The sequence below is a fragment of the Maridesulfovibrio ferrireducens genome (genome assembly GCF_900101105.1).
In the GTDB taxonomy this organism is placed as follows: Bacteria; Desulfobacterota; Desulfovibrionia; order Desulfovibrionales; family Desulfovibrionaceae; genus Maridesulfovibrio; species Maridesulfovibrio ferrireducens.
Genome location: NZ_FNGA01000001.1, coordinates 79,857 through 92,178, shown reverse-complemented (window position 1 = coordinate 92,178; position 12,322 = coordinate 79,857). Strand labels below are relative to the sequence as shown.

Here is a 12,322-nt window from a genome sequence, read left to right as displayed (position 1 = left end):
CTAAATCTGGTCTGAAACTTTTATTTAATTATACCGACTTCGCGGTAATATTTTTCGGCGCCGGGATGGAGCGGAACGGGAAGACCTATTGTGGCTCGTTCAAGGCTCATTGCTTTGGTTGCCTTGTGGATATTGTTCAGGAAAGACAGATTCTCATAAATAGTTTTAGTCATTAGGTAGACAACTTCATCGGAGAGGTCGGCGCGGCATGCCAGAAAGTTAGGCTGCGCAATAGTGTTGATGTCGCTTTTCTGTGAAGGGTATGTTCCGGCGGGGATCACATATCTGTTCCAGATGGGGTACTGTTCCTGAATTTTGGCAAGCTGAGCATCAGTGAATTCTAGAACGGTTACATCGTCTGAACCGAGCTGTGCATAAAGTTGAGTAATGGCTGCGGCAGGAGGTCCGGCAGGAATGTTTGCACCGGCAATACGGCCGTCCATCATAGCCTGTGCGGAAGGAGTGTAGCCGATAAATTCAAGTATAACGTCTTTGTCTACATCTATTCCCATGATCTTTAGCAGAGTCCGTCCTGAACCTTCGGATCCGCTGCCTCGCTTACCTATTGAAAATTTTTGATCCAGATTTTTCAGGTCCTCAATGTTACCTTTCTTTGCGTACTTTTTCAGCAACGGGAAATGCTCAACGTTTTCCCAGAGCATAGTGATGGATCTGAAATCCTTGTATGCTTTTCCTTTGTATGGTCCCTCTCCTTTATACGCATTGAGGCCGTAAAGAGCTTGCAGGATAGCAACATCGGCTTCTTTGTTTTTAAGCATCTGGATGTTTTCACCGGAACCTGCGGAGTTGATAGCAGTGGCGGTTATTTTATCCTTTTTTGAAAGCTTGATACTTATGAGCGTGCCGATTGCAACTCCGACGGGGTAGAAAGTTCCACCCGTTGTTGCAGTTGCTATGATGAGGTTTTTATCGCTTGCCTGTGAAGGTGCTACGGAAAAGGTTATACCGATGATGCAGGTTAAGAGCAGACAGGAAAGTCTTTTAAACATGTTTTCTCCAGAGTTGCTTTGTTTATCAGTTGAGATCAATGGCTATTTTAAAATTTTTAAGTATGAAAATATGTATTATAAAATTGTTTAAAACTCCAGTTGTAATGAAGTTGTGACGTTTTCTTCTCTTTGATTGGGGAATCAGACACAACTGTAACAATATGTTTGTTCTTCTGTTATTATGTAATAAGAAATTTTAATGCATAGGAATGTTAAAAAACACATAATAATGTTGTGTTTTTGCGTAAAGATTAAAGGAAGTGATGTGTGTTTTACAATATAGTAAAAATGAAATGTTTTATAAAAGCATTTTTGGATATTGTAATGTGAAATGAGTGAAGTGTTTTTTTGTTGGATACTTTAATATTAATTTAAGATTTCTAAGTTAATTATTAGTATTTCCTCGTAATAGAGTATGATTCTTGTCATAAGTGGTCTGAGTGTTATAAGCGTGTATTAAATTAGTCGCAAAGCTAATTTAATTGGTTCGATTCAAAGGATGTTTTGTTCCGTTCTTGAGGGATGGGTACCAAGTACTGAGTACGGGAAATAGATCAAATGAAAAAAGTTGGAATTATTCGGTGTTTGCAAACAGAGGATATCTGCCCGGGATCAATGGATTTCAAAGTTACAGCAAATGGGACACTAGGATTTGAGTCTACTGGTCCTGTTGAAATTGTCGGTTTTGTCAGTTGCGGTGGCTGTCCGGGAAAAAGGGCTGTAGCCCGTGCAAAAATGATGGTTGATCGGGGTGCAGAAATTATTGCTTTTGCTTCATGTATCTCGAAAGGAAATCCAATTGGATATGCCTGCCCTTTTTTTGAAGAGATTAAGAGTGCTGTTATTCGGAAAGTAGGCCCGGAAATTGAAATTCTGGATTACACCCATTAGGTGAATTGAAAACTTTTATTGAGAGACATTAAATGCCCGAATTAAAGACTGAAGAATTGGAAAAACGTCTTGTAGAACTTATGGGTGCGGATGCTCCTGCCCATGCTGCGCAAGATGTTAATATCGCCTTGCAGGCTGCGGAAAATATGAAGTAGAAGGGATATTCTTTTCAAATGGAAGATCTCTGCCGACGGAGCATGGATGATTGTATGTGGCGCGCAAAGTTTTCAAAAGACGGTGTGGACTTTTTTGTGGATGATGCCCGTGCTGCAGTTGCTGTATGTGCTGCGATTGTAACGGCATTGGATAATTCTTAGATTTTTATTAGGCCGCCTTTTAATAAGGTGGCCTTTTTAGTACAAACCGTTTGCCGTTCCGTCTGATCTAGGATCACATCCTGCGCAAAGTATTCCGGTTGTTTCGTCTCTTGAAATGATCTGTCCACGTCCGAAAAGTACTCGTTTATATCCCTCTCTAACCTCAATTTTATGTCCCATTTGTGAAAGTTGATTGAGCGTTTCAGCGGGGAAACCTTCCTCGACGCAAACTTTTCCTCCAGCCTCGCCCGGTTCAATACAAAAGCGTAAACGGTTAAGAGCTTCTTGCGGATTAGCTGCGTCATCCAGCATGGCTGATATTACCTGCAAATGTCCCTGCGGCTGCATAAAACCGCCCATCACCCCGAAAACAGAGTGGAGTGATCCATTCTTGCGCAAGCATATACCGGGAATGATAGTGTGATAGGTTCTTTTGCCCGGAGCCAGCACATTCGGGTGAGCAGGGTTCAGAGAGAAGTTGTGTCCACGGTTCTGCAATGAAAATCCTAACCCTTCCGGGACAATGCCGGTTCCAAAATTCATGTAAACTGAGTTGACCATGGAACATCCGTTGCCTTCTTTATCCACAACATTAAAATACACTGTGTCGGAACTGTTTACGGGTACGCCGTGTTTCGCATCCGGGTTTGCTTTGTCTGAATATATTTCCTCAGCTCTTTTAGCTCCATATTTTTTAGAAAGGAGAGCGCTCAAAGGAGTTTCATATACATGAGGGTCCGCAATATGCTGTCTTGCATCTGCGAAACCGAGGCGCATTGCTTCTATCTGGTAGTGCAGTCTTTTAGCGGAGTATGGAGAACCTTTACCCGCAAGATCGATGTTCTCGAGGGTGTTTAAAGCAAGCAGAGCCGCGAGTCCCTGTCCATTGGGCGGACATTCGTGAACTTCGTAACCTCTGTAGTCGGTTTTGATGGATTCTCCCCATAAGCTTTCATGAGAAGTCATGTCTTCGGTGGAAAGCATACCTCCATTTTCGCGGACGGCCTTTACTATTTTTCTTGCAATTTCTCCGGTGTAAAATAGCTTTTTAGCTTCTTGCGGGGTGTGCGATGAAAGCTGTCGCAATACTTCGCTGAGCGCTCTGTTGTGCATGATATCTCCGGCTTTGGGAGCTTTGCCGTTCAGAAGCAAAGTCATTCCGCCGGGGCTTGTGGTGAGAATTTCTTCTTCCCCGTTTTTCCAGAGGCTTGCTGTAACAGAGCTTACGGGAAAGCCTTCTTCTGCATATCGTATTGCCGGAGCGAAAATTTTTGAAAGCGGCAGGCTGCCGAATCTGTCTACCATGTCGCACCACATGGCACATGCTCCCGGAACATTTACAGTCAGGGCATGGCGCGTGGGCAGTGAGTGTTTGATGCCCATGTCTTGAATCTTTTTAAGAGTCATTTCACGTGGCGATTTACCTGATCCATTAAGGGCTGAGACTTTATTGTTTGCTCCATTGTAGAAGAGAGCAAATGCATCTCCGCCGAGACCTGTGCTGCATGGTTCCAGCACAGCAAGAGCGGCGGCAGTAGCAATGGCAGCGTCTGCCGCATTTCCTCCAGCGCGAAGCATTTCAAGTCCCGCTTCGGTGGCTGCCGGCTGGCTGGATGCAACCATACCTTTGGTAGAGTAGACTGGTGTTCTTCTAGAATTGAAGGTGAATTCCGGTTGAGCGTGTCGGGATATTTCAAAGGAGGACATATATAATTCTCCATTTTAAATTAGCTTATTGCAAACTTGAATTTACCTGAAAATGATTAATTACATAAGGTGAAAATGGCTATTGCAGAAATGTTGATAGCATTATTTAGTGTATGTGTATTATTTTTTAGTTACATTAATATTGTACCAGTAATATATTCTTGTTGAAAAGTTCATGCAAGAATTGATTTTAAATTATCTTTGTTTTAGTTCTGAATAATAATGATAAAAAAAATAATTATTTTTCTTTCAGTTTTTGTTTTGCTGCTGAATAACTCTCCTGCCTGTGCCGGAGATTTAAAAGTAATGGCAGAAAACCATCCTCCATATAATTATAAAGAAGACGGGATAGCAAAAGGGATCGTTTACGATCTAGTCTGTTTGATTATGGAAAATGTCGGAGAGAGTGAAACCAATATTGTATTTGTTCCGTGGGCAAGAGGGTATCGTAGCCTTGAGAATGGATCTGGTGATGTTCTTTTTTCCATGGCCAGAACACCTGAGCGAGAAAATAAATTTAAATTTGTGGGACCTGTTTTTAAAACTTCTGAGTTTCTTTATCGCAAGAAAGGTTCAAATGTTAATGTTGTAACTATTGATGACGCTAAAGCAGTGAGTAAAATCGGAGTAGTCCGCAGCACTTTTCCTCATCAGGTTCTGGCCCAGAAAGGCTTTACTAATCTTGATGCCGGGTCGTCTTATGAAGCAGGATTTCATAAACTTTTGAAAGGGCGTGTTGACTTAATTTCTATTTCTGACGAGATGTTGCAACGGATGTTTATTGATTTGCCTGATCTTGATTCGTCAATGTTTGAAAGAGTCGGTCCTCCAATCTGCTCCGCTTCGGGGTATATTGCTTTTGGTCTTCATGTGCCGGATACGGTAGTTTTGGAATGGCAAAAGGCTTTAGATGAATTGAAAGAATCGGGAGAATATCAGAAAATTGTGGATAAATATCTAAATTTGCACAACGAATAAAGTTTATTCTCCTGTGTCGTTTAAGCGGTTATGCTGCTTAAATTTTAAGAAATTTGATATTGCTGTGCTGAAAAAATTGGCTAAATACGGATTAAAAGCATTTTAGCGGATTAAATTCCATAAGGAATTGCTTTTTATTTTTCTCTGATCTATTTTTAAATCATGAATAATCATATCCGCACATCAGTCTTCGTATTCTTTTTATTACTTATGCCTGTTCAGGTTTTTGCAGGCCATATGAAGATAATGACGGAGAATTATCCTCCATACAGCTATCAAGTTGATGATCATGCCGAAGGGTTTGTTGTGGATATTGTTCGTTTGCTTATGGGGCAGGTTGGTGAGCATTCTTCCGAAATAGTCTTTTATCCTTGGCCCAGAGCTTATCAAAAACTTAGAGATGGCTCGAGTGATGTGCTTTTTCCTATGGCGCGCACGCCGGAACGGGAGAAGTTTTTTAAGTTTGTAGGCCCTGTTTTCAGTAATGAGGTTCATTTTTATCGCAAAAAAGGATCATCTATTAATATCGACAGCTTTGAAGATGCTAAAAAGGTAGGCAAAATTTCTGTTACTCGCGATGATCTTTATCACCAATTTTTAAAAGAGAAGGGATTTACTAATCTTGATGTGAGTTCCTGTCAGAGATCAGATTTCCGCAAGTTATTAAAAGGGTATGTTGACCTTGTTCCAATGGGCGATAGAATCATACGGGAATTTTTAAAAGAGGTTCCGGATATTGATGAGTCAATGTTCGAAAAAGTAGGTCCATGTGTGATGAAGGCGGAAGGGTATATTGCTTTTGCAGCTCACATTCCGGATGGAGTTGTTTTGAAATGGCAGAAAGCTTTAGACGGAATAAAAAAAGGCGGAGCTTATCAGCTCATAATAGACAGTTATTTTGAGCCATGTAAGGAAAAATAAAAAGCTCCGTACTTAGTAAGTACGGAGCTTTTTCAGTTTTTGGTAATTGGGAATAGAGGCTTAGACTAGTGTCATAGCTTTTTTCATACGTGCAATGCTTTCATCTTTACCCATAACGAGCATCAGATCGTAAAGTCCACCGGGGCTTTGTACTTTTCCGCAGAGTGCGAGGCGTACAGGCTGTCCGATTGCTTTGAATTTGAGTCCTTTTTCAGCAAGATATCCAGTGTGAATAGCCTCAAGAGAGTCATGGCTGAATTCAGTGTCTGCTTCAATTCTAGAGGTCAACTCTTTGAGGTGAGCTATCGCTTCGGGTGTGAATACTTTTGCAACAGCAGCTTCATTATATTCCAATTTATCAGCGCTTACTAAGAAGAAATCGCACATGTCGGCCATTTCTTTATAGTTGCTTGCGCGTGGCTGAAGCAGAGGAATAATTTTTTCCAGATATTCATCCGCAACTTCAGTTCCTTCAGGAAGGAAAGAGCGCATTCCGGGAATAAGTTCCGCCGGAGCTTTTGCCTTGATGTATTCACAGTTCACCCAGTCCAGTTTCTTGGTGTCGAAAACTGATGGTGAATTGCCGAGATGTTCAGTGTTGAAAAGTTCGAACAGTTCTTCTTTGGAGAATATTTCTTGATCACCGTGTGACCAGCCGAGGCGCACTAGATAGTTCACAACAGCTTCGGGCAGATATCCCATCTTTTCATATTCCATGACGGAAAGAGCGCCGTGTCTTTTGGAAAGTTTTTTCTTATCCGGTCCCAGAATCATAGGGACATGACCGAAGCGCGGAATATCCCAGCCGAGAGCCTTGTATATCTGAATCTGGCGGGGAGTGTTGTTAATGTGGTCATCTCCGCGCAGAACTTGCGTAATTCCCATGGTATGATCATCAACCACAACTGCGAGGTTATAAGTCGGAGCACCGTCGGAGCGGCGAAGGATCATGTCATCCATTTCAGCGTTTTCTATGACGATAGGCCCCTTGATCATGTCATTGAAAGAGGTACGCCCTTCGAGAGGAGCTTTAAATCTGACTACCCGGTTTTCGCCGGGGCCGATGTTTTTGTCGCGGCAGGAACCGTCATATTTAGGTTTGCGTTTTTCAAGCATGGCCTTTTCGCGCATGGCATCAACCTGCTCGGATGTACAGTCACACCAATAGGCGTTTCCATCTTCAAGGAGCTTGTCTATGTAGCTGTTGTATAGATCAAATCGTTCGCTCTGATACATCAGTTCGCCGTCCCAATCTATGCCAAGCCATCTCATGGAATCAAGAATGGCGTCTGTGTATTCCTGAGTAGATCTTTTCTGGTCTGTATCTTCAATACGCAGAACAAATTTTCCGTTGTTGCGACGGGCCAGAAGCCATGAAAAAAGTGCGGTTCTTGCGCCGCCGATATGTAAATGCCCGGTAGGGCTGGGGGCGAAGCGTGTTACTGTATTGCTCATCGGAATATCTCCTGACCTTTGTTATGAAAAAGGCTTATAATTGAAAAATCCGCCTCGTAGGGCGGTCAGAGTACTTGAAGTCAGTGCGCTTTATAACGCGTAAGTGCTTTTTTATATTAAATTGACCGGGGTTTTAAAGTCCCGGACATGTATTTAATCAACAGATTCAACACCTTTAAGTTCAGGAATTTCCTTGAGTAAGGTGCGTTCGATAACACTTCTCAATGTCTTTTGAGACATGGGACAGCCTTTACATGCGCCCTGAAGCCGGACCATTGCAAAGCCTTTATCTGTTACCTCAACGAGTTCAACGTTGCCGCCGTCAGCTTGTAAAAAGGGTCTGACTTTTTCGAGTGCAGCTTCGACTTTATCGTACATGGTAAATCCTCCGGTTTGTTATGCATTGTCAAATAATGCCTTTAACTGACCTTGTCAACGCAGGGAGGATTTAAGTTGGTTAAGATTTCATGGTGGTCAAAATAGCAAAGGCGTCATCCAGAATCGGGGCAAGCCCGCTGTTAAGCTCCCTAATTTTTTCCGGGGTGAGGCCGTTCTCTTCCCATCTCTGGTTTTTTACGTCCTGAATAAAAAAGTCTCCGCTGCCGCCTATGCCGAGTGTTTTTGCAATAATATTGGCAAAGTAAACATAGAGAGCTTCGGGCGTTTTTACAGCTTTGGCAGGATTATGATGATAAAGAACAGCTGTAACAAGAGAGAAGGGGAGATTCCATTTGCGCAGAAGCATGCCGCCAAGTTCTGCATGGTCAAATCCGGCAACAACTCTTTCGGCCTTGAACATCAGAGCTTTTTTGTTTCTGGATATGGCTGTTGCGGCAATAGCTCTGTCCGGCAGGGCCATCATGAATACAGGGCGGCCTATGTCGTGCAGAAGTCCTGCTACGAAACATTTTTCCGGCGAACCGTTTTTGAACATTTTAGCTAATTGACTGGCAATGATGCCACAGGCAAAGCTGTGTCTCCAGAAGAGTTCAAGGTCAAGTATGTTGGTAGGAATGCCTTTGAACATGTCCATTACGGAGGTGCCTAAAGCAAGAGTCGAAAGTTGTTTTGTTCCGATAACCGCTACAGCTCTCGAAATAGTGTCTATCTGGGAAGGAAAACTGTAAAAAGCGCTGTTTACCATGCGTAGAAGAAAAGCGGATAAAGCTGTGTCCTGTGAAATAACTCTAGCAACGTCTGTTGCGGAACTGGCCGGATCATTAATAACCTGTCTCATTTCAAGAAAAACCTGCGGCAGGGATGGGAGTTTTATATCGGAATGCATGAGCGATATGGGGTCGACCGGTTCAAATCTTTCCGTGGGCATGGGCAAGGGAGGGGATTCTTTATAAAGTTCCGGGTGCTCTGCCAAATCCCTTGCTACCTGAGCAACTCCGAGTTCAAATAGTGTGTTCAGGACAGGCTTGTTTTTGTCGGCATGTGCAAAGCGATCTTCCATCAGGGCTGTAGCTGCTTGAAGTGTGTGCTCGGGGATGGTTGTATCTTGGGTCATATGGTTTCGCCTTGCTTTAGGTTAAATCTCTATATTAATATTACATTAAAAAAAGTTGTTAGCAAAGCAGTGATTGCAATTAATGCGAAGTCCATAACAAAGCCCGGGAAAAAAACTTTTCCCGGGCTTTGAATTTTGAGAGACTATAGATAGAGCTTATTTAAGCCAGGAGTCGACCTGTTCTTTGTTTTCCTTGATGAAACGCTTAGCATTTTCATAAGGATCAGCGCCTTCTTCCTGATTCCAAGCCATCACCATCTGAAACTGTTTAGCATCTTTCCATGCGAATTTATCCAGAAATGCGTATACTTCAGGTTTGTCTTCTTTGAGTCCTTTGCGAACGACAGTGTTAATAGTTTCTTCTCCGCCGAGGATGCCTTTAGGATCTTTTAAAAATTTCATATCCCAACGACCGAAAAGCCAATGAGGAGACCAAGCTGTAACAACAATCCACTCTTTGTTCTTGATTGCGTTGCTAAGACTTGCAGTCATGGTTGCTCCTGAGCCTTCCATTAATTCCAAATCTTTAAGTTTATATTCTTCTATAGCCTTTTCAGACAGAGTCATGATTCCGGCACCGGGATCAATTCCGATTATTCTGTCGTCTAATTTGTCGGCATATTGATTGAGGTCTGCAATTGAATCGACTGTTACATATGAAGGAACAGCCCATCCGAGTTTTGCACCGGTTACATTAGGGCCGAGGTCTACGACATTATTTTCAACTCTTTTCAAATAGTCAGCGTGAGTAATAGGTAGCCATGCTGCTGCTGTAGCGTCAACATCACCTGTTCCGACAGCCTGCCACATGATTGCAGCTGCAACGGGGAGGATTTCTACTTCGTATCCCATGCGTTCTTGAAGTACTGCCTGGATTACATTTGTTGTTGCTGTTGCGCAGTCCCATTCGACGTAGGCTAGTTTAACTTTTTTATCGCCAGCAAAAGCCGTAGCGCTGAGCGAGGCAATAAGCAGGGCAGCCATAAGAAGTGTAAGAATCTTTTTCATGCGTTTCTCCGTGTTGTAAGAGTGATTATTTTCTTGAACCTAATTTCTGAAGTACGCGGTCCATGATTATGGCAACGATAACAATGCCGATGCCTGCTTCAAATCCTTTACCCATCTGGAGGCGCTGGATAGCTTTCCAGACTTCTCCACCGAGTCCTTTGGCTCCGATCATGGCGGCAATAACGACCATGGATAGAGACAGCATAACAGTCTGATTGATTCCTGCCATAATAGTTGGGGTAGCAAGCGGCAGTTCAAGTTTAACCAGTCGTTGCCAGCGGGTGGAACCGAAGGCTTCTGAACATTCAATGAGTTCTTTTGGAACCTGCTGAATGCCGAGACATGTGAACCGGATGGCCGGAGGCATTGCGAAAATGACAGTTGAGAAAATAGCGGCAACCTTACCCAGTCCGAAGAAAGGGATTGCAGGAATGAGGTATACGAAAGCCGGCATGGTCTGCATTACATCGAGCACAGGCATGACTGTCTTGTTTACGTATTTGTTCATGGCGGCAAGAATGCCGGTGGGCACGCCGATCATAAGAGCCATAAGGGTTGAGACTATGACCAGTGCTATGGTACTGACGGTTGCTTTCCATAATCCCATGTTCAGGATCAGCAGCAGTCCGGCAATTGAAAAGATACCAATTTTATAGCTTTTAGAAAGTCTCCATGTGACCAGTCCGACTATGAGGATAAAGACCAATGGAGGAAGGGCGAGCATGCCGGTCTGGACAATATCCAAACCTGTATCAAGCACGTCAGAGAAAGCTCTGGTTGCAAATGAGCAATGTTCGACCAGAAAATCAATACCGGCTTCAATTGTTTTTCCTACGGGAATACGTGGTATATCCATTTTAATTACCTCCTCTTTCGGCCAAGGCGGCTATTAGAGAACCTCGGACAACTACGCCTCTGAAACGGTTATCGTCATCAACAATACCCAGCGGGTAGCCGAGGTCCTGCATGATGATAAATAGATCTTGAGCCGGGGTATCAAGGTGAGCTGTTTTGCAGGATGTACAGATGGCGCTTGTAAGATCGCGGCAGTCCTTTTCAACAAGACGGGCACAGTCCTGTGCGTTTACTACGCCCATGAGTCTGCGGTCTTCATTTAAAATGAAAAGACTGGAGATGTTGTTTTTGCGCATCTTTCTCAGAGAAGATCTTGGTCCGTCAGTTTTGATATGTCCAACTGCTTCACTTTTCTTCATTACTGATTCAGCTGTGAGTACTTTTGTTATATCTACATCTTCAACAAAGCGGCGTACATAATCATTAGCTGGACTGGTGAGAATGTCTTCCGGTGTGCCGACCTGAACAATTTCACCATCTTTCATAAGCACAATACGGTCGCCCAGTTTCAGGGCTTCATCAAGATCGTGGCTGATAAAAAGGATGGTTTTCTGCATGCGTTCTTGAAGGCTGATAAGCTCATCCTGCATGTCGCGGCGGATGAGTGGGTCAAGTGCACTGAATGCTTCATCCATAAGAAGGATGTCCGGGTCTAAAGCCAGAGCGCGGGCTAATCCCACACGTTGCTGCATTCCTCCGGAAAGTTGACTGGGAAGTGATTCTTCCCATCCCTTAAGTCCTACAAGCTCAAGAGCTTCATATGCTTTTTTGCTCCGTTCTTCGGGGTCCATCCCTTTGATTTCAAGTCCGTACTCAGTATTTTGAAGGACTGTACGGTGAGGGAAGAGAGCGAAATTCTGGAAAACCATTCCCAATTTTTGAAGTCTTACTTTACGAAGTTCATTTTTATCTAAAGCTGTGATGTCGATACCATCGATATAAATGTGGCCTTTAGTAGGCTCGATAAGTCTATTGATACACCTGACGAGAGTGGATTTTCCGCTACCCGATAAGCCCATTACCACCACGATTTCACCCTCTTCAACTGAGAATGAGGCGTTATTTACGCCGACACCGTGTTTGGTTTTTTTCATGATCTCATCTTTAGATATTCCCTGTTCGAGCATCGGGATGACTTTTCCCGATTGCGGGCCAAAGATTTTGTAAAGGTTTTCTACGCGAATTTTTTCCATGACTTCTCCGGTTAAAATGAAAAAGAGCCGCTTTCGTTTTATTTTGAAGCGGGCAAAAAGAAGAGGTTCGCAGATTTTTTTTCTGCGTCCGTTCTCCTTTTTAATGTATTTAATGTACTTTTAAAGTAACTTTTAATGTAGTATTTAAAATTAACATTATGAAGTATTGTTGTGTGTTTGTTTTACTGTTGTAAATTGGGGATGATGCTATATGTATATGTGTTTTACTTTGGATGCAAAATTTGATTTTTAATTGCTAAACAAGTTTGATTTGAAACAGCAATTTGTTGTTTTTTATGGGAAGTGAACGGGTCTTTTCTTTTATTAAGGTTAGTTAAATAAGAGTACGTTGTCAAATGTTACAAGTTTTGCGTAAAAAAGGCTAGATTTTTTGAGAATTAAATCGATAAAAATGCAAAAATTATTTTAATACATAAAAGCGTGTGAATGTAGGCATGGTGGGGGTTAAGCAGG

The 12,322-nt window shown here is 42.8% G+C and carries 13 protein-coding genes; 5 read left to right on the top strand and 8 right to left on the bottom strand.

Annotation, left to right across the window (positions count from 1 at the left end):
* Positions 1-20: 20 nt before the first annotated feature.
* The gene (locus BLT41_RS00350) at positions 21-1,010 is read right to left on the bottom strand and encodes a TAXI family TRAP transporter solute-binding subunit (protein ID WP_092157173.1); all 990 of its coding nucleotides are present in this window, start codon (positions 1,008-1,010) and stop codon (positions 21-23) included.
* Positions 1,011-1,568: 558 nt separating this feature from the next.
* Between BLT41_RS00350 and BLT41_RS00345 the strand changes: the two genes are divergently transcribed.
* From BLT41_RS00345 to BLT41_RS17360, 3 genes are read left to right on the top strand one after another with little or no spacing between them, the layout of a single operon-like run.
* Positions 1,569-1,901 (top strand): CGGC domain-containing protein, encoded by a 333-nt coding sequence (locus BLT41_RS00345; RefSeq protein WP_092157171.1) that lies wholly within the window; start codon positions 1,569-1,571, stop codon positions 1,899-1,901.
* 32 nt (positions 1,902-1,933) lie between these two features.
* Entirely contained in the window at positions 1,934-2,056 is a 123-nt protein-coding gene (locus tag BLT41_RS17730) for a hypothetical protein (RefSeq protein ID WP_280141287.1), read from the top strand.
* An 18-nt stretch (positions 2,057-2,074) separates the two neighbouring features.
* Complete coding sequence (locus BLT41_RS17360; RefSeq protein WP_170830277.1) at positions 2,075-2,218, top strand: hypothetical protein; 144 nt, start codon at positions 2,075-2,077, stop codon at positions 2,216-2,218.
* Positions 2,219-2,254: 36 nt separating this feature from the next.
* Here BLT41_RS17360 and ggt read toward each other — a convergent pair whose 3' ends face one another.
* Positions 2,255-3,925, bottom strand: a complete 1,671-nt coding sequence (gene ggt / locus BLT41_RS00340; RefSeq protein ID WP_092157169.1) for a gamma-glutamyltransferase — start codon at positions 3,923-3,925, stop codon at positions 2,255-2,257.
* 306 nt (positions 3,926-4,231) lie between these two features.
* Here ggt and BLT41_RS00335 point away from each other — a divergent pair, with 306 nt between their 5' ends.
* Both BLT41_RS00335 and BLT41_RS00330 read left to right on the top strand, forming a co-directional pair.
* Positions 4,232-4,903 (top strand): substrate-binding periplasmic protein, encoded by a 672-nt coding sequence (locus tag BLT41_RS00335; RefSeq protein ID WP_170830276.1) that lies wholly within the window; start codon positions 4,232-4,234, stop codon positions 4,901-4,903.
* A gap of 237 nt (positions 4,904-5,140) precedes the next feature.
* Entirely contained in the window at positions 5,141-5,824 is a 684-nt protein-coding gene (locus BLT41_RS00330) for a substrate-binding periplasmic protein (RefSeq protein ID WP_170830275.1), read from the top strand.
* A 60-nt stretch (positions 5,825-5,884) separates the two neighbouring features.
* Here the strand turns inward: BLT41_RS00330 and gltX are convergent, their stop codons facing one another.
* The 6 genes from gltX to BLT41_RS00300 all read right to left on the bottom strand — a co-directional run bounded on the left by gltX (position 5,885) and on the right by BLT41_RS00300 (position 11,848).
* Positions 5,885-7,279, bottom strand: a complete 1,395-nt coding sequence (gltX, locus tag BLT41_RS00325; protein WP_092157165.1) for a glutamate--tRNA ligase — start codon at positions 7,277-7,279, stop codon at positions 5,885-5,887.
* Between the two features lie 153 nt (positions 7,280-7,432).
* The gene (locus tag BLT41_RS00320) at positions 7,433-7,657 is read right to left on the bottom strand and encodes a NifU family protein (protein ID WP_092157164.1); all 225 of its coding nucleotides are present in this window, start codon (positions 7,655-7,657) and stop codon (positions 7,433-7,435) included.
* Between the two features lie 79 nt (positions 7,658-7,736).
* Positions 7,737-8,792: an HDOD domain-containing protein gene (locus BLT41_RS00315; protein ID WP_092157163.1), complete on the bottom strand. Its 1,056-nt coding sequence runs from the start codon at positions 8,790-8,792 to the stop codon at positions 7,737-7,739.
* Positions 8,793-8,948: 156 nt separating this feature from the next.
* Positions 8,949-9,800, bottom strand: coding sequence for a glycine betaine ABC transporter substrate-binding protein (locus tag BLT41_RS00310; RefSeq protein WP_092157162.1), 852 nt, complete (start codon positions 9,798-9,800; stop codon positions 8,949-8,951).
* A gap of 25 nt (positions 9,801-9,825) precedes the next feature.
* Positions 9,826-10,656, bottom strand: coding sequence for an ABC transporter permease (locus BLT41_RS00305; protein ID WP_092157160.1), 831 nt, complete (start codon positions 10,654-10,656; stop codon positions 9,826-9,828).
* Between the two features lies 1 nt (position 10,657).
* Complete coding sequence (locus BLT41_RS00300; protein WP_092157158.1) at positions 10,658-11,848, bottom strand: quaternary amine ABC transporter ATP-binding protein; 1,191 nt, start codon at positions 11,846-11,848, stop codon at positions 10,658-10,660.
* Between the last annotated feature and the right edge of the window lie 474 nt (positions 11,849-12,322).